This is a genomic window from Streptomyces sp. NPDC001027, from assembly GCF_040299045.1.
Taxonomy (GTDB): Bacteria; Actinomycetota; Actinomycetes; order Streptomycetales; family Streptomycetaceae; genus Streptomyces.
The window spans coordinates 1-24,425 of record NZ_JBEPBI010000113.1 but is presented as its reverse complement, the minus strand read 5'-3'; the positions used below and the strand labels follow the sequence as shown (position 1 = coordinate 24,425).

At 73.3% G+C, this 24,425-nt stretch carries 24 protein-coding genes; 17 read left to right on the top strand and 7 right to left on the bottom strand.

Features of this window, described 5'->3' with window-relative positions; translation table 11 throughout:
- Nucleotides 1-81: 81 nt before the first annotated feature.
- The 3 genes from ABT300_RS26595 to ABT300_RS26585 all read left to right on the top strand — a co-directional run bounded on the left by ABT300_RS26595 (nt 82) and on the right by ABT300_RS26585 (nt 1,244).
- Nucleotides 82-237 carry an acyl-CoA carboxylase subunit epsilon gene (locus ABT300_RS26595; RefSeq protein WP_351680463.1) on the top strand — a complete coding sequence of 52 codons (156 nt, stop codon included), beginning with the start codon at nt 82-84 and terminating at the stop codon, nt 235-237.
- A 239-nt stretch (nt 238-476) separates the two neighbouring features.
- On the top strand, nt 477-605 hold the full coding sequence (gene mmpB / locus ABT300_RS26590; protein WP_107105390.1) for a morphogenic membrane protein MmpB: 129 nt from the start codon (nt 477-479) through the stop codon (nt 603-605).
- A 24-nt stretch (nt 606-629) separates the two neighbouring features.
- Nucleotides 630-1,244 carry a Maf family protein gene (locus tag ABT300_RS26585; RefSeq protein ID WP_057584514.1) on the top strand — a complete coding sequence of 205 codons (615 nt, stop codon included), beginning with the start codon at nt 630-632 and terminating at the stop codon, nt 1,242-1,244.
- Here ABT300_RS26585 and ABT300_RS26580 read toward each other — a convergent pair.
- Nucleotides 1,213-1,716 carry a hypothetical protein gene (locus ABT300_RS26580; protein WP_351680455.1) on the bottom strand — a complete coding sequence of 168 codons (504 nt, stop codon included), beginning with the start codon at nt 1,714-1,716 and terminating at the stop codon, nt 1,213-1,215. The two genes, ABT300_RS26585 and ABT300_RS26580, sit on opposite strands and share 32 nt — an antisense overlap.
- A 374-nt stretch (nt 1,717-2,090) precedes the next feature.
- On the opposite strand from ABT300_RS26580, the gene ABT300_RS26575 reads away from it, so the two are divergent.
- Entirely contained in the window at nt 2,091-3,863 is a 1,773-nt protein-coding gene (locus ABT300_RS26575; protein WP_351680452.1) for an acetyl/propionyl/methylcrotonyl-CoA carboxylase subunit alpha, read from the top strand.
- Nucleotides 3,864-4,095: 232 nt separating this feature from the next.
- On the opposite strand, the gene ABT300_RS26570 is transcribed toward ABT300_RS26575, so the two are convergent.
- Nucleotides 4,096-5,061, bottom strand: coding sequence for a DeoR/GlpR family DNA-binding transcription regulator (locus tag ABT300_RS26570; RefSeq protein ID WP_351680449.1), 966 nt, complete (start codon nt 5,059-5,061; stop codon nt 4,096-4,098).
- Between the two features lie 223 nt (nt 5,062-5,284).
- Nucleotides 5,285-6,733: an NAD(P)H-quinone dehydrogenase gene (locus ABT300_RS26565; RefSeq protein WP_351680447.1), complete on the bottom strand. Its 1,449-nt coding sequence runs from the start codon at nt 6,731-6,733 to the stop codon at nt 5,285-5,287.
- 96 nt (nt 6,734-6,829) lie between these two features.
- Between ABT300_RS26565 and ABT300_RS26560 the strand changes: the two genes are divergently transcribed.
- From ABT300_RS26560 to ABT300_RS26545, 4 genes are all read left to right on the top strand, one after another.
- Nucleotides 6,830-7,267, top strand: a complete 438-nt coding sequence (locus tag ABT300_RS26560) for a gamma-glutamylcyclotransferase family protein (protein WP_351680444.1) — start codon at nt 6,830-6,832, stop codon at nt 7,265-7,267.
- 51 nt (nt 7,268-7,318) lie between these two features.
- Nucleotides 7,319-7,597, top strand: coding sequence for a type II toxin-antitoxin system RelE family toxin (locus ABT300_RS26555; protein ID WP_319164479.1), 279 nt, complete (start codon nt 7,319-7,321; stop codon nt 7,595-7,597).
- Between the two features lie 124 nt (nt 7,598-7,721).
- The gene (locus ABT300_RS26550; RefSeq protein WP_351680440.1) at nt 7,722-8,546 is read left to right on the top strand and encodes a purine-nucleoside phosphorylase; all 825 of its coding nucleotides are present in this window, start codon (nt 7,722-7,724) and stop codon (nt 8,544-8,546) included.
- A 175-nt stretch (nt 8,547-8,721) separates the two neighbouring features.
- The gene (locus ABT300_RS26545) at nt 8,722-10,353 is read left to right on the top strand and encodes a phospho-sugar mutase (protein ID WP_351680437.1); all 1,632 of its coding nucleotides are present in this window, start codon (nt 8,722-8,724) and stop codon (nt 10,351-10,353) included.
- Between the two features lie 281 nt (nt 10,354-10,634).
- On the opposite strand, the gene ABT300_RS26540 is transcribed toward ABT300_RS26545, so the two are convergent.
- Nucleotides 10,635-12,380, bottom strand: coding sequence for a hypothetical protein (locus ABT300_RS26540; RefSeq protein WP_351680434.1), 1,746 nt, complete (start codon nt 12,378-12,380; stop codon nt 10,635-10,637).
- A 608-nt stretch (nt 12,381-12,988) separates the two neighbouring features.
- Nucleotides 12,989-13,570 carry a PH domain-containing protein gene (locus ABT300_RS26535; protein ID WP_351680431.1) on the bottom strand — a complete coding sequence of 194 codons (582 nt, stop codon included), beginning with the start codon at nt 13,568-13,570 and terminating at the stop codon, nt 12,989-12,991.
- 465 nt (nt 13,571-14,035) lie between these two features.
- Here ABT300_RS26535 and deoC point away from each other — a divergent pair, with 465 nt between their 5' ends.
- Genes deoC through ABT300_RS26520 form a run of 3 tightly spaced genes read left to right on the top strand, consistent with a single transcriptional unit; the run spans nt 14,036 to nt 17,359 of the window.
- Complete coding sequence (gene deoC / locus ABT300_RS26530; RefSeq protein ID WP_319280127.1) at nt 14,036-14,998, top strand: deoxyribose-phosphate aldolase; 963 nt, start codon at nt 14,036-14,038, stop codon at nt 14,996-14,998.
- Between the two features lie 20 nt (nt 14,999-15,018).
- Nucleotides 15,019-16,455 carry an aldehyde dehydrogenase family protein gene (locus ABT300_RS26525; RefSeq protein ID WP_351680461.1) on the top strand — a complete coding sequence of 479 codons (1,437 nt, stop codon included), beginning with the start codon at nt 15,019-15,021 and terminating at the stop codon, nt 16,453-16,455.
- Nucleotides 16,448-17,359, top strand: coding sequence for an aldehyde dehydrogenase family protein (locus tag ABT300_RS26520; protein WP_351680428.1), 912 nt, complete (start codon nt 16,448-16,450; stop codon nt 17,357-17,359). Before ABT300_RS26525 ends, ABT300_RS26520 begins: the two co-directional genes overlap by 8 nt.
- A gap of 207 nt (nt 17,360-17,566) precedes the next feature.
- Here the strand turns inward: ABT300_RS26520 and ABT300_RS26515 are convergent, their stop codons facing one another.
- A complete protein-coding gene (locus ABT300_RS26515) occupies nt 17,567-17,974 on the bottom strand; it encodes a hypothetical protein (RefSeq protein WP_351680425.1) in 408 nt (135 codons plus the stop codon).
- 59 nt (nt 17,975-18,033) lie between these two features.
- On the opposite strand from ABT300_RS26515, the gene ABT300_RS26510 reads away from it, so the two are divergent.
- Nucleotides 18,034-18,744: a uridine kinase gene (locus tag ABT300_RS26510; protein ID WP_351680422.1), complete on the top strand. Its 711-nt coding sequence runs from the start codon at nt 18,034-18,036 to the stop codon at nt 18,742-18,744.
- 219 nt (nt 18,745-18,963) lie between these two features.
- Here ABT300_RS26510 and ABT300_RS26505 read toward each other — a convergent pair whose 3' ends face one another.
- The gene (locus ABT300_RS26505; RefSeq protein ID WP_351680419.1) at nt 18,964-19,707 is read right to left on the bottom strand and encodes a SigE family RNA polymerase sigma factor; all 744 of its coding nucleotides are present in this window, start codon (nt 19,705-19,707) and stop codon (nt 18,964-18,966) included.
- Between the two features lie 681 nt (nt 19,708-20,388).
- Between ABT300_RS26505 and afsQ1 the strand changes: the two genes are divergently transcribed.
- From afsQ1 to ABT300_RS26480, 5 genes are all read left to right on the top strand, one after another.
- Nucleotides 20,389-21,066, top strand: a complete 678-nt coding sequence (afsQ1, locus tag ABT300_RS26500) for a two-component system response regulator AfsQ1 (RefSeq protein WP_057584528.1) — start codon at nt 20,389-20,391, stop codon at nt 21,064-21,066.
- On the top strand, nt 21,063-22,646 hold the full coding sequence (locus ABT300_RS26495) for an ATP-binding protein (RefSeq protein ID WP_351680416.1): 1,584 nt from the start codon (nt 21,063-21,065) through the stop codon (nt 22,644-22,646). Before afsQ1 ends, ABT300_RS26495 begins: the two co-directional genes overlap by 4 nt.
- A 2-nt stretch (nt 22,647-22,648) precedes the next feature.
- Nucleotides 22,649-23,275, top strand: a complete 627-nt coding sequence (locus ABT300_RS26490) for a hypothetical protein (protein ID WP_351680459.1) — start codon at nt 22,649-22,651, stop codon at nt 23,273-23,275.
- A 248-nt stretch (nt 23,276-23,523) separates the two neighbouring features.
- Entirely contained in the window at nt 23,524-24,075 is a 552-nt protein-coding gene (locus ABT300_RS26485; RefSeq protein ID WP_351680413.1) for a VanZ family protein, read from the top strand.
- Nucleotides 24,076-24,168: 93 nt separating this feature from the next.
- Nucleotides 24,169-24,372, top strand: coding sequence for a PspC domain-containing protein (locus ABT300_RS26480; RefSeq protein WP_319192693.1), 204 nt, complete (start codon nt 24,169-24,171; stop codon nt 24,370-24,372).
- Nucleotides 24,373-24,425 lie beyond the last annotated feature (53 nt).

Sequence of the window (24,425 nt, the reverse complement as noted above, 5' to 3'; positions counted from 1 at the left end):
CCGAGCTCTCATGACCCGGCCCCCACCGCGACCTACCCCTCTCGGTCAACACTCTTTCCCGCCCCGCCGCTCTTCCGATCTCTGGGGGGGGTCCGGGCCCGCGCCGCGGGGGCGGCGCCGCCGCCGTCCGGCGCGGACACCCCGAGGGACGCCTGGTCCGACCCCGCCCGCATCGCGGCACGCCGGGTGCCGCACCCGGGCGGGGCGTCCTGGACCCGCACGTACTGGCCGAGCTGAGCGCGCCCCGCCCGCCCGCCTGCCTGCCGCTTCACGAGCGGGCGGGCAGGCGGTCGGTCGGTCGGAACAGCGCGGCAGAGGCCCCACCGGCCCTCGGCCACGGACACCCGCACCCCGACCGCCCGGACACTCGCGCCCCTGGACACCCGAACCCCCGGACAGCGGGCGCACGGCTGCGGGTCCGCGATTTGAGTACGCCTACTCAGGCGCGGGCCCCCGCCGGGCCGCACCCTGGTGGAATGCTGTGGTCCGATCCCGAGAACGAGCCCCCCGAGGAACTGCGCGACATGCAGGAGACCCTGCGCAGACTCGGCCTCTTCCTCGCGCTGGCCATGGTGCTGGCGATGATCGTGCTCGGCGTCAGATGACGGCGCCGGCGATACGCTGACCGCATGACCGCTGCGCGCCGCCTCGTCCTCGCCTCCCAGTCCCCCGCCCGGCTGAACCTGCTGCGGCAGGCCGGTCTCACCCCCGAGGTGATCGTGAGCGGGGTCGACGAGGACGCCGTCACCGCCCCCACCCCCGCCGAACTGGCGCTCGCCCTCGCCGAGGCGAAGGCCTCCGTCGTCGCCGCGAAGCCCGCCGTCAAGGGCGCCCTGGTGATCGGCTGCGACTCGGTGCTCGACCTGGACGGCGAGGCGCTGGGCAAGCCTGCGGACGCCGAGGAGGCCACCGCGCGCTGGAAGGCGATGCGCGGCCGGGCCGGCACGCTGCAGACCGGGCACTGCGTCTACGACACCGCCAGCGGGCGCTACACGTCCGCGACCGCGTCCACCGTGGTCCGCTTCGGCGATCCGACGGACGCGGAGATCGCGGCGTACGTCGCCTCGGGCGAACCCCTCTACGTGGCCGGGGCGTTCACCCTGGACGGCCGGTCGGCGCCGTTCATCGAGGGCATCGACGGCGACCACGGCAACGTGATCGGCCTCAGTCTGCCCCTGCTGCGCCGGCTGCTGGCTCAGCTGGGCGTCGGCATCACGGAGCTGTGGGCGCCGCCGGAGGCGTGACGGGCGCCGGCGCGACCGGCGGGGCCGGGGAGCCGCCGCCGTCGCCCTTGGCGTCCTCGGGAGCCGGGGCGGCGGGCCGCTGCCGGGCGTCGTAGGTCATCAGCAGCAGCACGATCAGGGCGAGCACGACCACCATGAACACGAACTGCGGCACGCCCAGCAGTCCCCAGGCGAACGCGCCCAGCAGTCCGTGCACGACGGCGGCGCTGATCAGCAGCACCCGGCCGAAGCCGGCGGGCGCGCGGTCGCGCAGCGCCACCAGAAGGGCCACCACGCCGCACAGGACGAAGTAGAGACCGAAGACGATCCCGCCCACCTTGGAGGACGTCGACATGACGTCCGGGTCCAGACCGGCCAGGGACATGTCCTGCCGGTCCACCACGACGCCCATGAACCAGTTCAGCGCGGCGACGCCGAGCCCTTCGACGAAGAGCACGACCGCCACGATCCACGCCACCGGTCTGCGAACCACCGGTCCCCACCCACTTTCGACCCCGACCCGAGCAAGGGTGCTGTTACCTCAAGTACGTTCGAGACATCCTGAACGCTACTAACGGGTAAACCCTGGGACAAGGGTTCTGCGCGGGGCAAAGAATCATTGGGCCATTCGTAGGGACTCCACAAAGAAACGGAGTGGGCCGCAGCACGCTCTCACAGAGACCTTGACCACATCGGAGGGCTAGGGTTTCCCGGAGGAGTGCTGCGTACGGCGGTACTGCAAGGAATTTCGGTGTCGAGTGAGCCTCGCATCACGCTCCGTGTGGGCAAGCTCACCTGTGGGCACGGGTCGATGAGTCGTGTCGGCAGTCCCTAAACTCGGCTTGTTTCAAGGAGGGAGCCTCAATCGTGCGCAAGGTGCTCATCGCCAACCGTGGCGAAATCGCTGTCCGCGTGGCCCGGGCATGCCGGGATGCCGGTATCGCGAGCGTGGCCGTCTACGCCGACCCGGACCGGGACGCTCTGCATGTCCGCGCCGCGGATGAGGCGTTCGCCCTGGGCGGTGACACTCCCGGGACCAGCTACCTCGACATCGAGAAGGTGCTGAACGCGGCCCGGGAGTCGGGCGCGGACGCCGTCCATCCGGGTTACGGATTCCTCTCGGAGAACGCCGAGTTCGCCCAGGCGGTCCTGGACGCGGACCTGGTCTGGATCGGCCCGCCGCCGCAGGCCATCCGCGACCTCGGCGACAAGGTCGCCGCCCGGCACATCGCCCAGCGCGCCGGCGCGCCGCTCGTGGCCGGCACGCCCGACCCGGTCTCCGGCGCCGACGAGGTCGTCGCCTTCGCCGAGGAGCACGGCCTGCCGATCGCGATCAAGGCCGCGTTCGGCGGCGGCGGCCGCGGTCTCAAGGTCGCCCGCACCCTCGAAGAGGTCCCCGAGCTGTACGACTCGGCGGTCCGCGAGGCGGTCGCCGCCTTCGGCCGCGGCGAGTGCTTCGTGGAGCGCTACCTCGACAAGCCGCGCCACGTGGAGACGCAGTGTCTCGCCGACCGCCACGGCAACGTGGTCGTCGTCTCCACCCGTGACTGCTCCCTGCAGCGCCGCCACCAGAAGCTGGTCGAGGAGGCCCCGGCGCCGTTCCTCTCCAAGGCGCAGCGCGCCGAGTTGTACGCCTCCTCCAAGGCCATCCTGAAGGAGGCCGGCTACGTCGGCGCCGGCACCGTGGAGTTCCTGGTCGGGGCCGACGGCACGATCTCCTTCCTGGAGGTCAACACCCGGCTCCAGGTCGAGCACCCGGTGACCGAGGAGGTCGCCGGCATCGACCTCGTCCGTGAGATGTTCCGCATCGCCGACGGCGAGGAGCTCGGCTACGGCGACCCGGAACTGCGCGGCCACTCCTTCGAGTTCCGCATCAACGGCGAGGACCCTGGCCGGGGCTTCCTGCCGGCCCCCGGCACGGTCACCCTCTTCGCCCCGCCGTCGGGCCCGGGCGTCCGCCTGGACGCCGGCGTCGAGTCCGGCAGCGTGATCGGTCCGGCCTGGGACTCCCTCCTCGCCAAGCTGATCGTCACCGGCGCGACCCGCGAGCAGGCGCTGCAGCGGGCGGCCCGTGCCCTGGCCGAGTTCCAGGTCGAGGGCATGGCCACGGCGATCCCGTTCCACCGCGCGGTGGTCGTGGACCCGGCGTTCGCCCCCGAACTCACCGGCTCCGACGCCCCCTTCACGGTCCACACCCGCTGGATCGAGACCGAGTTCGTCAACGAGATCCCGGCGTTCTCCGCCTCGGCGGACACCGACGCCGAGGACGAGACGGACCGCGAGACGATCGTCGTCGAGGTCGGCGGCAAGCGGCTGGAGGTCTCCCTCCCGTCCTCGCTCGGCATGTCGCTGGCCCGCACGGGCCTCGCGGCGGGCGCCAAGCCGAAGCGCCGCGCGGCCAAGAAGTCCGGCCCCGTGGCCTCCGGCGACACCCTCGCCTCTCCGATGCAGGGCACGATCGTCAAGGTCGCGGTCGAGGAGGGCCAGGAGGTCAAGGAGGGCGACCTGGTCGTCGTCCTGGAGGCCATGAAGATGGAGCAGCCCCTGAACGCCCACCGCTCCGGCACCGTCAAGGGCCTGAGCGCGGAGGTCGGCGCGTCCATCACGTCGGGCGCGGCGATCTGCGAGATCAAGGACTGACCCACCCGCTCACCGTGTCGAGGCGCCCGCCACCCCGGGCGCCTCACCGCGTCAAGCCCCCACTCCAGTCGCAACCCCACGCACACTGAAAGAAGCGGCCCGCACCATCAGCCCGTCCGGCACGCTGGAAGAAGCAGCCCGCACCATCAGCCCGTCCGGCGTTTGAGGACGAGGCCCGTTCAGGGCCGAACGGGGGCCTGGGGGCGGAGCCCCCAGCAGCGGACCCGCGACGTCACCGACGACGCAGATCCGCAACCCTGCCCCGCTCCGCACCCGGAGCCTGCTCCCCCAGCGCGGACCCGGCACGAAGCCCCGACGCCGCACCGGGAACCTGGCCCCGCCGCGGGGCCGGCAGCGGCACGTCCCGGCGCTGCTGCTGATGGCGCGTCGGGGCCGCATCACCCCCCGGGCTTCCCGACGCCCCGGCCACGGCGATCTGCACCCCCTGGTCCGCCAGGGCCTGCAGTTCGGTGGCGGCACGGTCGTCGTGCGCGGGCGGCTCGTCCGTCACCAGACGGGTGACGAGGTCCGTGGGCACGGTCTGGAACATGGTGTCCGTGCCGAGCTTGGTGTGGTCGGCGAGGACGACGACCTCGGCGGCCGCCTGGACGAGCGCCCGGTCGACCGACGCCGACAGCATGTTGGACGTGGACAGTCCGCGCTCGGCGGTGAGGCCGCTACCGGAGAGGAAGGCGCGGGAGACCCTGAGCCCCTGGAGGGACTGTTCGGCTCCGCTGCCCACCAGGGCGTAGTTGGAGCCGCGCAGGGTTCCGCCCGTCATCACCACCTCGACCCGGTTGGCGTGGGCCAGGGCCTGGGCCACCAGAAGGGAGTTGGTGACCACGGTCAGGCCGGGCACCCGGGCGAGCCGGCGGGCCAGCTCCTGTGTCGTGGTGCCCGCCCCGACCACGATGGCCTCGCCCTCTTCCACGAAGTTGGCGGCGAGGTCCGCGATGGCGGTCTTTTCGGCGGTCGCGAGATGGGATTTCTGCGGAAAGCCGGACTCCCGCGTGAACCCGCCCGGCAATACCGCACCGCCGTGTCGGCGGTCGAGGAGTCCTTCTGCCTCCAGTGCGCGCACGTCCCGCCGCACGGTCACTTCGGAGGTCTGGACGACGCGGGCGAGTTCACGGAGCGACACGGCCCCGTTCGCTCGCACCATTTCGAGGATCAATTGACGACGTTCTGCAGCGAACACGAAACTGACAGTAACGCGGACGACCGTCTGCTTTCAGCTCTTTGCGCCGAATAGTAGAAGTTGTTCGCACAGAGGCACGGGGGGTGGTATAGGGCCCCTTCCGGCGCCTATGTCTCCCGCGCCTTCTCCCGCGCCGTCCGCCCACGCCGAGCCGCCCCGCCGGTCAACTTCCCGTGACCGGCGGGGAATCCGGCGGGCGGCCGGGAGCCGTCGAAAGGCTCTCTCAGCCCTCGCCCGACGTCTTGCGGGTGTGCAGCTGCCTCGCCACCTCCGCGATCGACCCCGAAAGGGACGGATACACGGTGAACGCGTTCGCGATCTGTTCGACCGTCAGGTTGTTGTCGACGGCGATCGAGATGGGGTGGATCAGCTCCGAGGCGCGCGGGGCGACCACCACTCCGCCGACGACGATCCCCGTGCCGGGGCGGCAGAAGATCTTGACGAAGCCGTCCCGGATGCCCTGCATCTTGGCGCGCGGGTTGCGCAGCAGCGGCAGCTTGACGACCCGGGCGTCGATCTTCCCGCCGTCCACGTCGGCCTGGCTGTACCCGACCGTGGCGATCTCGGGGTCGGTGAAGACGTTGGAGGAGACCGTCTTGAGGTTGAGCGGGGCCACCGCGTCGCCGAGGAAGTGGTACATGGCGATCCGGCCCTGCATGGCGGCGACGGAGGCGAGGGCGAAGATCCCGGTGACGTCGCCGGCCGCGTAGACGCCCGGGGCGGTGGTGCGGCTGACCTTGTCGGTCCAGATGTGCCCGGACTCGCGGACCCTGACGCCCGCCTCCTCCAGCCCCATCCCCTCGCTGTTGGGGATGGCGCCGACCGCCATGAGGCAGTGCGAGCCGGTGATGACCCGGCCGTCGGCCAGGGTGACCTCGACCCGGTCGCCGACCCGTTTGGCGGACTCGGCGCGCGAGCGGGCCATGACGTTCATGCCGCGACGCCGGAAGACGTCCTCGAGGACCGCGGCCGCGTCCGGGTCCTCGCCGGGCAGCACGCGGTCGCGGGAGGAGACCAGGGTGACCTTGGAGCCGAGGGCCTGGTACGCGCCGGCGAACTCCGCGCCGGTGACGCCAGAGCCGACCACGATGAGCTCCTCGGGCAGCTCGCCGAGGTCGTAGACCTGGGTCCAGTTCAGGATGCGCTCGCCGTCGGGCTGGGCGTCCGGCAGCTCGCGCGGGTGGGCGCCGGTGGCGAGCAGGACGGCGTCGGCGGTGAGGGTCTCCTCGCTTCCGTCGGCGGCGCTGACGACGACCTTGCGGGAGCCGTCGAGGGCCTGCATGCCCTCCAGCCGGCCCCGGCCGCGCAGCACGCGGGCGCCGGCCCGGGTGACGGAGGCGGTGATGTCGTGCGACTGGGCGAGCGCGAGGCGCTTCACCCGCCGGTTCACCTTGCCGAGGTCGACCCCGACGACCCGGGCCGCCTGCTCCAGCGGCGGGGTGTCGTCGGCGACGATGATGCCGAGCTCCTCGTACGAGGAGTCGAAGGTCGTCATGACCTCGGCCGTCGCGATAAGGGTCTTCGACGGCACGCAGTCGGTCAGCACCGACGCTCCGCCCAGACCGTCGCAGTCGACGACGGTCACCTCCGCGCCGAGCTGCGCGGCCACCAGGGCCGCTTCATAGCCGCCGGGTCCGCCACCGATGATCACGATCCGAGTCACGTACTCCATTGTCCCGTACGGCGCGCGCCCGCACCGCCCCGGGGCCCGCGGGCGCCGGGACTGTGACCAGAGTGACGCCTGCGCGCACTGCCGTACTCTCCTTGCATGTCGCTCTACGCCGCGTACGCCGGCAACCTCGACGCGCGGCTGATGACCCGCCGCACCCCGCACTCGCCGCTGCGCGCCACGGGCTGGCTGAACGGCTGGCGGCTGACGTTCGGCGGTGAGCAGCTCGGCTGGGACGGCGCGCTGGCGACGCTGGTGGAGGAGCCCGGCGCGCAGGTGTTCGTCGCGCTGTACGACATCGCCCCCATGGACGAGGAGTCGCTGGACCGCTGGGAGGGCGTGGGCCTGGGCATCTACCGGCGTGCCCGGGTCCGGGTGCAGACGCTGGAGGGCGAGGAGTCCGCCTGGGTGTACGTGCTGAACGGCTACGAGGGCGGGCTGCCGTCGGCACGGTACCTGGGCGAGGTCGCGGACGCGGCGGAATCCGCCGGGGCGCCGCACGATTACGTGATGGAGCTCCGCAAGAGGCCTTGCTGAGCGCGGCCCCCTTCTAGACTCGGAGCATCGGCGCGGCAACGGGAGATCGGTATGGGCCCCAGCACGTACGACGTCTACTACACGGTGCAGGCCGCCGAGGCCCGCGACCGGCTCGACGATCAGCAGCGCGCCGCGTTCGACAAGGGCATCGCCCTGCTGGCGCGCGATCCGTTCCTCTCGGTGTCGAGGCCCATAGGGTCCACCGGAGACGACCGCACGATCCGCCTGACCCAGAACATCCTCGTCGAGTACACGGTCAGCCGTGGACGTCTCCTGATCTTCATCGTCGAAGTCTTCAACGACAAGGACATCCTGATCACGGACGCCTGAGGGCGCATGAGGAAGCATGAGGGGCGCCTCGGCCGTTCCTCGTTGGAAACGACAAGACAACGATCGCATTCCCGTGGGCTCTGTCATCTACGCGCGTAGGCACAAACCGGCTACGCTCTCTCGCGTGAACGCATCTCTTCTCCCGGACGACATCCAGGGCGACCCGCACGCCGCCGCCGACGCCGCCGCCGCGCGCCTGCGCGAACTGACCGGCGCCGAGACCCACGACGTCGCCCTCGTGATGGGCTCGGGCTGGGCGCCCGCCGTGGACGCCCTGGGCGCCGCCGACGCCGAGTTCCAGGTCACCGACCTTCCCGGGTTCCCGCCGCCCGCGGTGGAGGGCCACGGCGGCAAGGTCCGCTCGTACCGGATCGGCGAGAAGCGGGCGCTGGTGTTCCTCGGCCGCACCCACTACTACGAGGGCCGCGGCGTGGCCGCCGTCGCCCACGGCGTGCGCACCGCGGTGGCGTCCGGCTGCAAGACGATCGTGCTGACCAACGGCTGCGGCGGTCTGCGCGAGGGCATGCGTCCCGGTCAGCCTGTGCTGATCAGCGACCATCTGAACCTGACGGCGACCTCGCCGATCGTCGGCGCGAACTTCGTCGACCTGACGGACCTCTACTCGCCGCGGCTGCGCGCCCTGTGCAAGGAGATCGACCCCACGCTGGAGGAGGGCGTCTACGCGCAGTTCCCCGGCCCGCACTACGAGACGCCGGCCGAGATCCGCATGGCGCGGACCATCGGCGCGGACCTGGTGGGCATGTCCACCGTGCTGGAGGCCATCGCGGCACGCGAGGCGGGCGCCGAGGTCCTCGGCATCTCCCTGGTGACCAACCTCGCCGCCGGCATGACGGGCGAGCCGTTGAACCACGAGGAGGTCCTCCAGGCGGGCCGGGACAGCGCGACGCGCATGGGGTCGCTGCTGGCCCGCGTGCTCGGCCGCCTCTGAGCGCGCCCCCGGGGGCCGCGGCCCCCTGACCCGGCCGGGACCGGTCCTCGCCCCGGCCCCGAGCGGGCCTCGTCCTCGCACTTCCCCGGAGGGGGACCCCAGACGGGCCGGCCGGATCGATCCGGCCCGAGCTGGCAGACAAACGGCGTCCACACGCAACCGGAGGGTGACCCCCGTGCACGACGATCTCCTCGCCCGCGCCCAGGCCTGGCTCGCGGAGGATCCCGACCCCGAGACCCGCGCCGAGCTGGCCGAGCTCCTCGACGCCGGGGACGTCACCGAGCTCGCCGACCGATTCGCCGGCACTCTCCAGTTCGGCACCGCCGGTCTGCGCGGCGAGCTGGGGGCCGGGCCCATGCGGATGAACCGGTCCGTGGTGATCCGCGCGGCGGCCGGTCTCGCCGCCCACCTCACGAAGCACGGCCACGCCGGCGGCACCGTCGTCATCGGTTACGACGCCCGCCACAGGTCCGCCGACTTCGCCCGCGACACCGCGGCCGTCATGACCGGCGCGGGCCTGCGGGCCGCCGTCCTGCCGCGGCCGCTGCCCACGCCCGTCCTCGCCTACGCCATACGGCGCCTGGGCGCGGTCGCCGGGGTCGAGGTCACCGCCAGCCACAACCCGCCCCGCGACAACGGCTACAAGGTGTACCTGGGCGACGGCTCGCAGATCGTGCCGCCCGCCGACGCGGAGATCGCGGCGGAGATCGACGCGATCGTCTCGCTCGACGACGTCCCCCGTCCCGAGGACGGCTGGCAGACGCTCGACGACTCCGTCCTCGACGCCTATCTGGCCCGCACCGACGCCGTCCTCGCCAAGGGCTCCGCGCGCTCTGCCCGTACCGTCTACACGGCGATGCACGGCGTGGGCAAGGACGTCCTGCTCGCCGCGTTCGCCCGCGCGGGCTTCCCGGAGCCGGTCCTCGTCGCCGAGCAGGCCGAGCCCGACCCGGACTTCCCGACCGTCGCCTTCCCCAACCCGGAAGAGCCCGGCGCGATGGACCTCGCGTTCGCCGCCGCCCGCGCGACGGCCCCGGACCTGATCATCGCCAACGACCCGGACGCCGACCGCTGCGCGGTGGCCGTCCCGCACGACGGCGACTGGCGCATGCTGCGCGGCGACGAGGTCGGCTCGCTGCTCGGCGCCCACCTCGTCCGGCGCGGCGCGCACGGCGCGTTCGCCGCGTCGATCGTCTCCTCCTCCCTCCTCGGCCGGATCGCCGCGAAGGCGGGTCTGCCCTACGAGGAGACCCTCACCGGCTTCAAGTGGATCGCCCGCGCGGACGGCCTGCGCTACGGCTACGAGGAGGCCCTCGGCTACTGCGTGGACCCCGAGGGCGTCCGGGACAAGGACGGCATCACCGCCGCCCTGCTCGTCACGGAACTGGCCTCGGAGCTCAAGGAGCAGGGCCGCACCCTGCTCGACCTGCTGGACGACCTCGCCGTGGAACACGGTCTGCACGCCACCGACCAGCTCTCGGTCCGGGTGCAGGACCTCTCCGTCATCGCCCGCGCGATGGACCGGCTGCGCGCACGGCCCCCGGCCTCCCTCGCGGGCCTGGCCGTGACCTCGGCCGAGGACCTCACCCGGGGCACCGACCGGCTGCCCCCCACCGACGGCCTGCGCTACACGCTCGACGGCGCGAGGATCGTCGTCCGGCCCAGCGGCACCGAGCCGAAGCTGAAGTGCTACCTGGAGGTCGTCGTCCCGGTCGCCGCCCACGCCGACCTGCCGGCCGCCCACATCAAGGCGACCGCACTCCTGGCGGACCTCAAGCGGGACCTGTCGGCGGCAGCGGGCATCTGACACGGCGCGCGCCTGACACGGCGGGCGCCTGGCGCAGCGGGCGCCCGCCGCCCGAACGCGCAGGCACGGCCCGACGGACCACGATGGCCGACCGACCGCGCTGGCCGGCGGGGCAGCAGCGCGGCGGGCCGGGCCGGGCCGGGCACGGCACGGCAGGGCACGGCAGGGCACGGCACGGCAGGTCCGGGGCAGGTCCGGGGCAGGTCCGGGGCAGGGGGAGCGGCACTTCGCCGTGCTCGTGCCGCAGCCCTGGTGCTGCCCCGCCTCGCCCCTCGTCAGGCTCACCGCAGGAGAAGCAGTCCCGCCGCGACCGCCATCGCCAGGGCCGCGCCGAGCGGCCACAGGGGCCGTCCACGCCCGCGGCCGCTCGCCGTGACGGTTGGCCGCAGGGCCGGGGCCCGCCACATCGCCGTGATCTCCGCGGCCGTCCGCTCGTACGGATGCAGCAGCCCGAGCCTGTCCTCCAGCCAGGACCAGCGCGGGGAGGCCACCCGCCACTCCCCGAACGCGGTCGGTCCGCTCTCGATCCGCAGGCGCGCGCCCTCGCACTTCACGCTACGGACGTCGTCCCAGCGGAGGCGCCGGGGCCCCCGCAGCCCGTTGAACCAGAGGCCCTCCCGGTCGGCGGTGACCCGCCAGGCGAGCCGGCGCGGCAGCACGAGCGCGGCCAGGACCGTGAGGCCGATGCCGTACGCGTCGCCCCACCAGCCGGACTTCGCGTAGCAGGCGAGGAACAACGTCACGAGCGTGACGGCGGTCCAGTCGGCCCACCCGGCGCGCCAGTGCCGCGTCCGCGTCCGCACCTCGTCGGCACGGTCGTGTGCGGCGACGGCCTCCGCGGCCGTCGTGCGTCGCCGGACGTCCCGGGCCGCGCGGACGGACGTCCGCTTCTCGGCTCGGCTCCTGCTGCGCAACGCGCCCCGGGTCATCGGCCGCACCGGGCCGAGGGACGCCTCCACCACGGGCGCCGTGCCGGCCGTGGACGCGGCGGCCAGGAACACCGCCTCGCCCCCGTCGTACGGGACGCCATGGAGTACGGCCTCGCGCAACGGTCCGGAGCGCCCGCCGTCGATCCGGTCGATCAACGCCCGCAACTCCACGTCCTCATCGTCGTCCCGCTGGCCGTCGCCCCCGCGACCGTCCTCGCCGCGGCCCTCGCCCCGGCAGCCGTCCTCGTCACCGCCGGCGTCGTCCGTGCCACGGGAGGGCTTGGGCCCGGACGTGGGGACGCTGAGCGAGGTGGACACCGTGAACAGGGGGCGCAGGGCGGCGAGATCGTCGGCGGCGTAGACCTCGGTGTCGGCGTCGATGCCGTCCCGCACGAGGACCCGCAGCACCGGGACGGGCGCCCGGCGCAGGCCGAGGGCCCTGCGGCGGCCCAACACCCCGGAGAGCAGCAGGGTGAGACCCAGTCCGGCGAGACACCAGCCGGCCGCCGGTACCGCCTGCCGGTAGGCGGACCCGTCCCGGAGTCCGGCGGCGGCGTACAGCGCCCCGCCCGCGACGACGGCGCCGAGGCCGCACCACAGCAGGAACGTCCCGCGTTCCGCCCGTCCGCCCCCGGGCGGGGGCGCCGGGGCCGTCACGCCTCCGGCGGCCTCCCGGGCCGCCGCCCGCTGCCGCCCGCGCACGGCCAGCCGCAGACAGGCGGTTCCCCAGACGCCCGCCAGGACGGCGGCCGTGCTCAGTCGCGCGCCGGGGGCGAGGGCCCCCGTCGTCAGCGCCACGCCGACGGCGACGGGACCGAGAACTGTGACCGCCTCGGGCCGCAGCACCCACCACACGAGGTGCAGGGCGACCAGGGCGGCGGCCCACGCGGGCAGCCCGCCCCACGCGCTCAGCAGACCGGCGCAGGCCACGGCCGCCAGCGGCAGCGCCGCGAAGGCAGACGCGGGGGCTCGCACCGGCACCCAGCGCGGCGGCAGCGCGCGCGTCCACTGCGCCGCACGCTCACCGGCCCAGGGCAGCGCGCCCTCGGGTATCACCGCCTCGGGCAGCCGCAGCACCCTGTCCACTTCCGTGCTCATGTCTCGCTCTCCCGGCTCACCGAACCACCGCCGACCCAGACGACCCCGGGGCAGTCAGCAGAGGACGGCCGACCCGAGCCGACTGGGGACGCCGGCCGGGGGCCACCGCGTCGAGATCGCAGACTCCGTCCCGTGGACGACCGCCCACGCAACCGACGCAACACACCCCGGCCCGAACCCCGGCGGCCCCGCCGTCCGCCGCACCCCGACCGAACCCAGAAGCACACACCCTGACGGACGGGGGATCCCGAACCGGATCCCGAACCGGATCCCGAACCGGATCCCGGACCGGGTCCCGAACCGGATCCCGCACCGGACAGCCCCCGCTCCGCAGCCTCACCGCCCCGGGACCGGCCCCCGCCGACCCAAGGGACAGCCCGGCCCCCGCCGACCCGAGGCGCACCCGCATCGACCCACCCCGCGGGCCCACCGCCACCGGCCCCGCGCCCGAGGCGCACCCCGACCCGAACCCGGAAACACACGCCCGCCCGGACCCGGAGCACAAGCCCGCCCAGACCCGAAAAGCACGCCCACCCGGACCCCGACGCACCCCCACCCGGCCCCAGGCGTGCGTTCGCGGCACCGAGGTGTGCGTCCCCGGCGGCGGCTCAGCCCGCGGCGAGCAGGATCGCGAGCACCACGGCCCCCGCCGCGACCGGGCCCAGGATCTCCCAGGCCCAGCGCACGGACACCTCGCCCTGGGCGCTCTCCTCCTGCTGGCGCGCCTCCCACACCTCGCGCAGCTCGTCCACGTCCCGGTCGCCGCGAGCCCGCAGCGGGCCGTCCGCAGCGGTCGCGCCGGCCCGGCCCAGGCGGCTGCTCTTCCCCCGGGCCGCCCGCTTGCGCTCCCGCAGCGAGACGGGGATGGACCACAGCTGGAACTTCTTCCCCGACACGGCGATCGCCTCGTTGGAGTAGCCGGAACGCAGCGTGGCGACCTCCCCCCAGGGCAGCACGATCAACCTGAAGGGGTTGCGCACCCGCAGCCGGTCCGGGCCCGCGTACACGGCGGGCCGCAGTGTGAACGCGATGATCAGCGGCACGACGATGATCAGCCCCGCGAGCGCCAGCCAGGGGGTGCGCCCCTCACCCGCGACGATCGCGTCGACGCCGAGCCAGGCGGCCAGCCCGAGCATCGCCGCACCGGTGGCGACGCCTGCGGACGACCGGTAGACCCGGTCCTTCGTCACGGGCTCCGGGGGCTCCGGGTGCTGTCGAAACCCGGAAACCGTCGGAGAACCCGACTCCCCCGTCGGATCCGAGCCACCCGTCGGATCCGAGCCACCCGTCGACTCCGCGTCCCCCGTCGACTCCGAGGACGCCTGGGCGCCCGAGGCGGCCCGGGAATCCGGGTCGGCCGGGGACGCCGGGTCGGCCGGGGAATCCGGGGACGCCGGGGAGCCCGAGGATCCGGATGCGCCCGGCCGGGGAGTGCCTGACGGCCCCGGGGTCCCCGCGGGCCGTTCGGGCTCCGGGGCGCCCGCGGGCTTCGCGGGCCGTGGCTCAGGCGACTGGTCTTCCGGGCTCGTCATGGCCCCGATTGTGCCCGAAGCCGCCGACGCGCTCATACGCGGCGCCCTCGCGTGCGATGAGCGCCCGAACCGCTTCCGGGGGTGTACACCTGCTACGCGCGTAGATATGCTCGTCTGGTGACCATGCCCACCAATGCACCCACCGCAGCCCCGGCGCTCACGGACGTGACCGCGTCCGACGCCGCGTTGCGCCGCTTCCTCCACGGGCTGCCCGGCGTCGACGCGGTCGGCCTGGAGGCGCGCGCCGCCACGCTCGGCACCCGTTCCATCAAGACGACCGCCAAGGCGTACGCCATCGACCTCGCCATCTCGATGGTCGACCTGACGACGCTGGAAGGCGCGGACACCCCGGGCAAGGTCCGGGCGCTCGGCGCGAAGGCGGTCCGTCCCGACCCGACCGACCGGACGGCCCCCGCCACCGCCGCGGTCTGCGTCTATCCCGACATGGTGGCCGTCGCCAAGGAGGCCGTCGCCGGCTCCGCCGTGAAGGTCGCCTCGGTCGCCACCGCCTTCCCGGCCGGCCGCGCCGCCCTCGACGTGAAGCTGGCCGACGTCCGGGACGCGGTCGCCGCCGGCGCCGACGAGGTCGACATGGTCATCGACCGCGGGGCGTTCCTGGCCGGCCGGTACATGAAGGTGTACGAGGAGATCGTCGCCGTCCGCGAGACCTGCGGCTCGGCCGCCCGCCTCAAGGTCATCTTCGAGACCGGCGAGCTGTCGACGTACGACAACATCCGGCGGGCGAGCTGGCTCGGCATGCTGGCCGGGGCGGACTTCATCAAGACGTCCACCGGCAAGGTCGCCGTCAACGCCACCCCCGCCAACACCCTGCTGATGCTGGAGGCCGTCCGCGACTTCCGTGCCCAGACCGGCGTCCAGGTCGGCGTGAAGCCCGCCGGCGGCATCCGCACCAGCAAGGACGCGATCAAGTTCCTGGTCCTGGTCAACGAGACCGCGGGCGAGGACTGGCTGGACAACCACTGGTTCCGCTTCGGCGCCTCCTCACTCCTGAACGACCTGCTGATGCAGCGCCAGAAGCTGGCCACCGGCCGCTACTCCGGCCCCGACTACGTGACGGTGGACTGAGCCCCATGACCATGGAAAAGCTGACTTCCGCATTCGAGTACGCACCGGCGCCCGAGTCCCGCTCGGTCGTCGACATCGCGCCGTCCTACGGCCTGTTCATCGACGGCGAGTTCACCGAGGCGGCCGACGGCAAGGTCTTCAAGACCGTCTCGCCGTCCTCCGAGGAGGTCCTCTCCGAGATCGCCCAGGCGGGCGAGGCGGACGTGGACCGCGCCGTGAAGGCCGCCCGCAGGGCCTTCTCGTCCTGGTCGGCGCTCCCCGGCGCCGAGCGGGCGAAGTACCTGTTCCGCATCGCCCGGATCATCCAGGAGCGCAGCCGTGAGCTGGCCGTCCTGGAGACGCTGGACAACGGCAAGCCGATCCGGGAGACGCGTGACGCCGACCTCCCGCTGGTCGCGGCGCACTTCTTCTACTACGCGGGCTGGGCGGACAAGCTCGACCACGCCGGGTTCGGTCCCTCGCCGAAGCCGCTGGGCGTGGCCGGCCAGGTCATCCCCTGGAACTTCCCCCTGCTGATGCTGGCGTGGAAGATCGCCCCGGCGCTCGCCACGGGCAACACGGTCGTGCTGAAGCCGGCCGAGACCACGCCGCTGTCCGCCCTGTTCTTCGCGGACGTCTGCCGTCAGGCGGGTCTGCCCAGGGGCGTCGTCAACATCCTGCCGGGGTACGGCGACACCGGCGCGGCGCTCGTCGCCCACCCCGACGTGAACAAGGTGGCCTTCACCGGCTCCACCGCCGTCGGGAAGGCGATCGCGAAGACGGTCGCGGGCACCCGCAAGAAGCTGACGCTGGAGCTGGGCGGCAAGGGCGCCAACATCGTCTTCGACGACGCGCCGATCGACCAGGCCGTCGAGGGCATCGTCAACGGCATCTTCTTCAACCAGGGTCAGGTCTGCTGCGCGGGCTCCCGTCTCCTCGTCCAGGAGTCGATCCAGGAGGAGCTGCTGGAGTCCCTCAAGCGGCGGCTGTCGACGCTGCGGCTCGGCGATCCGCTGGACAAGAACACGGACATCGGCGCGATCAACTCCGAGGAGCAGCTGACCCGCATCACCTCGCTCGTCGCGCAGGGCGAGGCGGAGGGCGCGGAGCGCTGGTCCCCGGCCTGTGAACTGCCGAGCGCGGGCTACTGGTTCGCGCCGACGCTCTTCACGAACGTCACCCAGGCCCACACCGTCGCCCGGGACGAGATCTTCGGCCCCGTCCTGTCGGTCCTCACCTTCCGCACCCCGGACGAGGCCGTCGCCAAGGCCAACAACACGCCGTACGGCCTGTCGGCGGGCGTCTGGACGGAGAAGGGCTCCCGCATCCTCGCGGTGGCGAACAAGCTCCGTGCCGGCGTCGTCTGGTCCAACACGTTCAACAAGTTCGACCCGACCTCGCCGTTCGGCGGGTACAAGGAGTCGGGCTTCGGCCGCGAGGGCGGCCGCCACGGCCTGGAGGCGTACCTCGATGTCTGACAAGTCCGAGAAGACCGGGCAGCCCCGGCTGGGCGTCTTCAAGACCTACAAGCTGTACGTCGGCGGGAAGTTCCCGCGTTCGGAGAGCGGCCGGGTGTACGAGGTGACCGACGCACAGGGCGAGTGGCTGGCCAACGCACCGCAGTCGTCCCGCAAGGACGCCCGTGACGCGGTGGTCGCCGCGCGCAAGGCGTTCGGCGGCTGGGCCGGGGCCACGGCGTACAACCGCGGCCAGATCCTGTACCGCGTCGCGGAGATGCTGGAGGGGCGTCGGGGGCAGTTCGTCCGCGAGGTCGCCGACGCCGAGGGCCTGTCGAAGTCCAGGGCGGCCGCGGCGGTGGACGCGACGATCGACCGCTGGGTCTGGTACGCGGGCTGGACCGACAAGATCGCCCAGGTGGTGGGCGGCGGGAACCCGGTCGCGGGCCCGTACTTCAACCTCTCCTCGCCGGAGCCCACGGGCGTCGTGACCGTCCTCGCGCCGCAGGACTCCTCCTTCCTGGGCCTGGTCTCGGTCGTCGCCCCGGTGATCGCCACCGGCAACACGGCCGTGGTGATCGCGAGCGAGCGCTCGCCGCTGCCGGCGCTGTCGCTCGGCGAGGTGCTGGCCACCTCCGACCTGCCCGGCGGCGTCGTCAACGTGCTCTCCGGCCGCACGGCGGAGATCGCGGCGCCCCTGGCGTCCCACCAGGACGTCAACGCGATCGACCTCGCGGGCGCCGACGAGGCGCTGGCGAAGGACCTGGAGATCGCCGCGGCCGACAACCTCAAGCGCGTCCTTCGTCCACAGCCTGTGGACGACTGGGCTGCGACGCCGGGCATCGACCGCATGACGGCCTTCCTGGAGACCAAGACCGTCTGGCACCCCACGGGCTCGCTGGGCGCGTCCGGCTCGTCGTACTGACGACCCCGGGGCGTCGCACCGGCGCCGCGGGCTCGGGGCGCCGCTCCGACGCCCCCATGAGCGGGGCCGCGGCTCCTCCCCGTCCGGGGGAGCCGCGGCCCTTCGTCGCGTCACGTCACGTCGACGGGTCCCGACCAAGAAAAGCGGGAGCCGCGCCGCCCACCGTCAGGGGTCGGCGCGGCTCCCGCCCGCATGCTGTGCGCGGCGTCAGCCGCCCAGCACCTTCGTCACCTCCCCCAGCACCGGGATCGACCCGATCGACTGCGCCTGCGCGACCGGGGCCGTCAGCATCTGGGACGTCAGGGGCTGGAAGTCGGCGAGCTGGGTTCCCACGCCGTTGTCCAGGGGGTCGACGCCGGTGCCCGCGAGGGGGTTGGGCTTGAGACCCGAGACGGCGCCGGTGACGTACGGCAGAGCGCCCAGCGCCCCCTGCACACCCGCCTGCGGGTCGATGGAGCCGATCGAGCCGGGCCGGGCGTTCACCGCGTCGAGGACCGGTGCACCGGTCGCCGCCGAGGCGGCCGAGGCGCCCGCGCCCAGCGCCACCCCGGCGGTCGCGAGGGCGGCGAGGGCGCGCCGGCCGGTGGAGGTGCGGGAGGAGTCGTGTCGGGCCATCGTCGATGCCGCCTTCTGATGCGCAAGGTGATCAGGTCGCCACGAAGGGTAGTTGAGATGTGACGCGCGCATCAAAGCCGACCCGCGGGGTCGTTGACGGACGGGGTGATGCCTCACACTGGTGTCCCGTGACCCCCCCTCCGCCCATACCGACGCGAGTCGTGCTGCTCTGCGGCCCCTCCGGCTCCGGCAAGTCCCTGCTCGCGGCCCGCTCCGGGCTCCCTGTGCTGCGGCTCGACGACTTCTACAAGGAGGGCGACGACCCGACGCTGCCGTCGGTCGCCGGCAGTTCCGACATCGACTGGGACCACCCCGACTCGTGGGACGCGGACGCCGCCGTCGCCGCGATCGTGGACCTGTGCGGCACCGGGCGCACGAATGTTCCCGTCTACGACCTCTCGCTCAGCGCGCGCACCGGCGAGGAGGCGGTCGAGATCGGACGGACCCCGCTGTTCATCGCCGAGGGCATCTTCGCCGCGGAGATCGTCGTCCGCTGTCGGGAGCTGGGCGTCCTGGCCGACGCGCTGTGCCTGAGCCGCGGTCCGGTGAAGACCTTCCGCCGCCGCTTCCTGCGCGATCTGAAGGAGGGCCGCAAGTCGGCGCCCTTCCTTCTGCGGCGCGGCTGGCGCCTGATGCGCGCCGAACGCTCCATCGTGGCCCGGCAGACCGGGCTGGGCGCGTACGCCTGCGACCGCGACGAAGCGATGGGCCGCCTGGCCGCCGCCGCGGCGGGCCGCCGCGCCGCCGGCACCACGCGGACGGCGGTCTAGCCTCCCCGTCCGGCGGGGCTGCACGACGCGAAAAGCGGGACTGGACGGACCCCCCGGCCCTCCAGCCCCGCTCCCCGTGCTTCCCCCGTGTGGTGCTCCCCCGTGTCCCCCCTGCTTGCGCGGCGCCGCTCCCCCGTACGTCCCCCGTCGGGTCCCCCCGGCGCCGCTCCCCCGTTCACCGGCTCCCCTGAGCGGAGCCGGGCCCTCCCCCGTTCACCCTCAGGCGACCAGCTCCCCGAAGGCGTCCTCCTCGTCACGGCCGAAGCTGAGGACCTCGTCCTCGCGCAGCCGGCGGAGCGACCGCCAGATGCTCGACTTCACCGTGCCGACACTGATGTCGAGGATCTCCGCGATCTCCGGGTCGGTGCGGCCCTCGTAGTAGCGCAGGACCAGCATCGTCCGCTGGAGTTCGGGCAGCCGGGCCAGCGCCTGCCACAGGACGGCGCGCAGTTCGGTGCCGCGCATCGCGTCCGTGTCGCCGGGCGTCTCCGGCAGTTCCTCGGTCGGGTACTCGTTCAGCTTGCGGCGGCGCCACGCGCTGATGTGCAGGTTCGTCATCGTCCGGCGGAGGTATCCGCCGACCGCGGCCTTGTCGCTGATCCGCTCCCAGGCCCGGTACGTCGAGAACAGCGCGCTCTGCAGCAGGTCCTCGGCCTCGAAGCGGTCGCCGGTGAGGTGGTAGGCGGTGGCGTACAGGGAGGCGCGGCGCTCCTGGACGTAGGCGGTGAACTCCGCCTCCGTCAGCGAGCGACGCTCCCCCGAGCCCTCCCCGTACGCGGCTCCCCCGTGAGCCGCCGCTTCCCCCGTGTCGACCACCGTCATGAACCCGGTGTGCTGACGCCCGGCGCCGCGAGCGCACCCCCGCCCGCTCACAGCGCCAGACTTCTCGGAACCCCGGTTCACGTCGTGCAGACGCGTGACGACCGCGACTGCGTTGGTGCTCATACCGTGCAGCGTGTTCATCTCGCGCCCCCCGTCGTGGACTTCCGGTGTTCTGTCTGGTGCGTCGGCCGGGTCTCGCGGTGTTCGTTCCCGCGTCGCCCCGCCTCGTGACCAAAAGACTGCCCGGGCCACTTCATCGCCGTGTCCGCCGTCTGTCACAGACCTGTCACAGGGGCCTGTCACGGGAACATCACAGACACTCCACAGGCTTGCGCGGTACGGCAGTTGGCCTGGTCGGCGTGGGTGCCCGGCGAGGGGTCACGGGGCTCTCGAACCGCCCTCGCGCCCAACGGCTTCCATGACAGGGACGGCGTGAGGGACGGCCCTTCGGCCGTGACGGGGAAAGCGGCGCCCGGCGCTGTCGCCGACCGGCCCGCGGCCACGCCCCCGACGGTCATGTCCACGACCGGCGGCGAGGAACAGCGGATCCCCTCCGGCCGCGGCCGCTCCCCTCCCGCCGCCGGGCCGCCAGGCCCGGACCTCCGCGAAGGACCACCCGACCCCCCGAAACCGCAGGTCAGCGGCACGTGACTCGAACGTCCATACGCTTCAGGTGTAGATGTTCGCGGGCTCTTTCCGGCCCTTCGCACACCGCCCGGCACCGCCCGAAGCCGCCAGAACCGGCGCTCCGCGACGGTCGCGCCCCGGTCGGCACCTACCCACGGGTCGAACGACAGCCCCCTCATGGGCCAGAATGAGCCCGTGCCTTCCCTGTTGCTGATCGAGGACGACGACGCCATCCGTACGGCCCTGGAGCTCTCACTGACGCGCCAGGGGCACCGTGTGGCGACCGCTGCGAGCGGTGAGGACGGTCTGAAGCTGCTGCGCGAGCAGCGGCCGGATCTGATCGTGCTGGACGTGATGCTGCCCGGCATCGACGGCTTCGAGGTGTGCCGTCGCATCCGGCGCACCGACCAGCTGCCGATCATTCTGCTCACCGCGCGCAGCGACGACATCGACGTGGTCGTCGGGCTGGAGTCCGGCGCCGACGACTACGTCGTCAAGCCCATCCAGGGCCGGGTGCTGGACGCCCGGATCCGGGCCGTGCTGCGGCGCGGCGAACGCGAGTCGAGCGACGCGGCGACCTTCGGCAGCCTCGTCATCGACCGTGCCGCGATGACGGTGACGAAGAACGGCGAGGATCTGCAGCTCACGCCGACCGAACTGCGGCTGCTGCTCGAGCTGAGCCGCCGGCCGGGGCAGGCGCTGTCCCGGCAGCAGTTGCTGCGGCTGGTGTGGGAGCACGACTACCTGGGCGACTCGCGGCTGGTGGACGCCTGTGTCCAGCGGCTGCGGGCCAAGGTCGAGGACGTGCCGTCCTCCCCGGTCCTGATCCGCACCGTGCGCGGCGTCGGCTACCGCCTGGACGCCCCTCAGTGACACAGCCGCAGGGGGGGCTCCGCGGCTGGTCCGCGGCGCGCAAGGGAAGACTGTCACGGCTGCGTCTCACCAGCCTGCGCCTGCGGCTGGTGGTGGTCTTCGGCGCGGTGGCGCTGACGGCCGCCGTGTCCGCGTCCGGCATCGCGTACTGGCTGAACCGCGAGGCCGTGCTGACCCGCACCCAGGGCTCGGTGCTGCGCGACTTCGAGCAGGAGATGCAGAACCGGGCGGGATCGCTGCCGGCGCATCCCTCGCAGGACGAGCTCCAGCACACCGCGGGGCAGATGGCCAACAGCAGCCAGCGGTTCAACGTGCTGCTGGTGGGCGCGGACGACAGCGGCAAGACCGTGTACGGCAATTCGAACGGGCTCAACGGGTTCTCGCTGGAGGACGTCCCCGAGTCGCTGCGCACGGCGGTGAACAAGCAGCAGGAGGTCACCGGCGGCAACAAGTCGCCGTACCACCTGTACTGGCAGCGGGTCGTGGACCACGGGACGCCGTACCTGGTGGCCGGGACGCGGGTGAACGGGGGCGGGCCCACCGGCTACATGCGCAAGTCGCTGGCGCCGGAGGCCAAGGACCTCAACTCGCTGGCCTGGTCGCTGGGGATCGCCACCGCCCTCGCGCTGATCGGGGCCGCGCTGCTCGCGCAGGCCGCCGCCACGACCGTCCTGAAGCCGGTGCACCGGCTGGGCGTCGCGGCGCGCCGGCTCGGCGAGGGACGGCTCGACACCCGGCTGCGGGTCTCCGGGACGGACGAGCTCGCCGATCTGTCACGGACGTTCAACCGGACCGCCGAGGCGCTGGAGAAGCGGGTCGACGACATGGCCGCCCGTGACGAGGCGTCGCGCCGGTTCGTCGCCGACATGTCGCACGAGCTGCGGACGCCGCTGACCGCCATCACCACCGTCGCGGAGGTGCTGGAGGAGGAGCTGGACGCCGAGTCGGGCAGCATCGACCCGATGATCGAGCCCGCGGTGCGGCTGGTGGTGAGCGAGACCCGGCGGCTGAACACCCTCGTGGAGAACCTGATGGAGGTCACCCGCTTCGACGCGGGGACCGCGCGGCTGGTCCTGGACGACGTCGACGTCGCCGACCAGATCACCGCCTGCATCGACGCGCGGGCCTGGCTGGACGCCGTCGACCTCGCCGCGGAGCGCGGCATCCACGCCCGGCTCGACCCGCGCCGGCTGGACGTCATCCTCGCCAACCTCATCGGCAACGCGCTCAAGCACGGCGGTTCGCCGGTGCGGGTGTCGGTGTCGGCGCAGGACGACTCGGTGGTCATCGCCGTGCGCGACCACGGGCCGGGCATCCCGGAGGAGGTGCTGCCGCACGTCTTCGACCGGTTCTACAAGGCGAGCGCCTCCCGGCCGCGTTCGGAGGGCAGCGGGCTGGGCCTTTCCATCGCGCTGGAGAACGCCCACATCCACGGCGGTGAGATCACCGCAGCCAACTCCTCGGAGGGCGGCGCGGTGTTCACGCTGCGGCTGCCGCGGGGGGTCGCCGAGCCGGCGGAGCAGGAGGGCGTGGTCGTGCCGGGCGGGACGACCGGGCAGGACGAGGGGGACGCATCGTGACCATGGGCCGTGCGACCGTACGGCGGCTGTGCGCCGCCGTGCTGCTGGCGGGCCTCGCCGGTCCGCTCGCGGGCTGCGGGATCCGGGCCACCGAGGTCCCCACCGACTTCGGTCCCGCGCCCTCGCGGGTGCGCTGCTCGCTCGCCGATCCCGCCGTGTCACCGCAGGCCGCCCGCGCGGGCGTGCCGGTGCAGGTGTTCCTGCTGTGCGGTTCGTCGCTGGTGGCCGTGGACCGCACCGTGCGGGTGTCGGACGGCGCGGCACGCTCCGCGCGGCGCGCGCTGGTCGCGCAGGGCCTGCTCGACCAGCTCGCCGAGTCGCCGTCGGCCGCCGAGAAGGAGGCCGGGTACACGACGGACGTGCGCGGCGCGATGACCGTGAGCGGCCCCGCGGGCAAGGACCCGGACGACGCGCTGCGGCTGAGCGTCCCGCCCGGGGACCTCACCTCGTACGCGCTCGCGCAGGTGGTGTGCACCTTCTCGGACTCCGCGGCGGCCGAGGGCGACGGCTCGGTGATACTGGGCGGTCCCGGGCCCGAGCCCGTGCGCCGCTACGCGTGCACCGACGAGGTCCGCTCGCGGCCCGGCAGCACCGAGCCCCCGTCCTCGGCCGTCACGAGCGGCGGCTGAGGGGTCCGCACCCGCTCTTCCCGACCTGCTCCTCCCGACCCGCGCCGCGCCGGCACGCAGGACGGCGCGCCGGGGGGAGCGCACGCCCTTCGGGAGCGGCGGCCGGGTGTGTCGGACGCCTCATGCGCGCGCGGGCGCCGACGTCGTCGCAGGTCACCCACTGTCGTGCCGCTGCGGGCCGGGGACCGGGCCGGGTGCCGCGCCGGTGGGCCGGAACCGATCGAGCCGGGGGGCGCGTCTTGGGGGGCGTGCAGCGTCAAGGCTCCATCGGCGGCAGCGCCGCGATCCGCATCCGCGCGACCGGGATTCTCCTCCTGGCCGCCCACCTCGTGTTCGTCGCCTGGGTCACGCTGCGCCCGCTGAACGTTCCCTGGGTGATGCCGGCCAATCTGCATCCGTTCGACGGGATCCGCGCCGATCTGAGGCTGGGCTGGCCCGAGGCGGCCTCGCGGATCGGCGCCGGGCTCGGGCTGTTCGCCCCGCTGGGCTTCCTGCTCCCGCTGGTGCACGGCAGGCTCCGGGTGTCGCCGCTCGCGTCCCTGGTGCGCACGGTGACGGCGGGAGCGCTGCTGTCCCTGGCCGTCGAGCTGCTGCAGACGGGGGTGCCCGGTCAGGTCGCGGACGTGGACTCGATGCTGCTGAACACGGTCGGCGTGGCCCTGGCGCACGTCGCGGTGGTGCCGGCCGTGCGCGGGTGGCTGCGCCGCCGGGAGGAGCCCGGGGGGCGTGCCGGGGTCCGGCAGGGGGAGCCGGCTCAGGGTCGCACCCCGAGGATTCCCAGGGTCGGTATCGCCCCGTAGAGCGACGCTTCGTCCCCTTCGTCACCGTAGCGTTGTCGTCAGAGGGAGCAGCCGCAAGGGCCGCTCCGACGGACGCTCACGAAGGAGCCGCAGATGTCCAGCCTCGCCCGCCCCACCCACGGCCGCATGATCGGCGGAGTGTGCGCCGCGCTGGCCCGCCGCTTCGGCACCTCCGCGACCACGATGCGTGTGATCTTCGTGCTGTCCTGCCTGCTGCCCGGGCCGCAGTTCCTGCTCTACATAGCCCTGTGGATCCTTCTGCCGTCGGAGGGCAAGGCGGCGCGCACCGCCTGGTGACCGCCCTCTCGCAACACGCCGTCGGGGCGTGCCCGTGCATACGGGCGATCTGA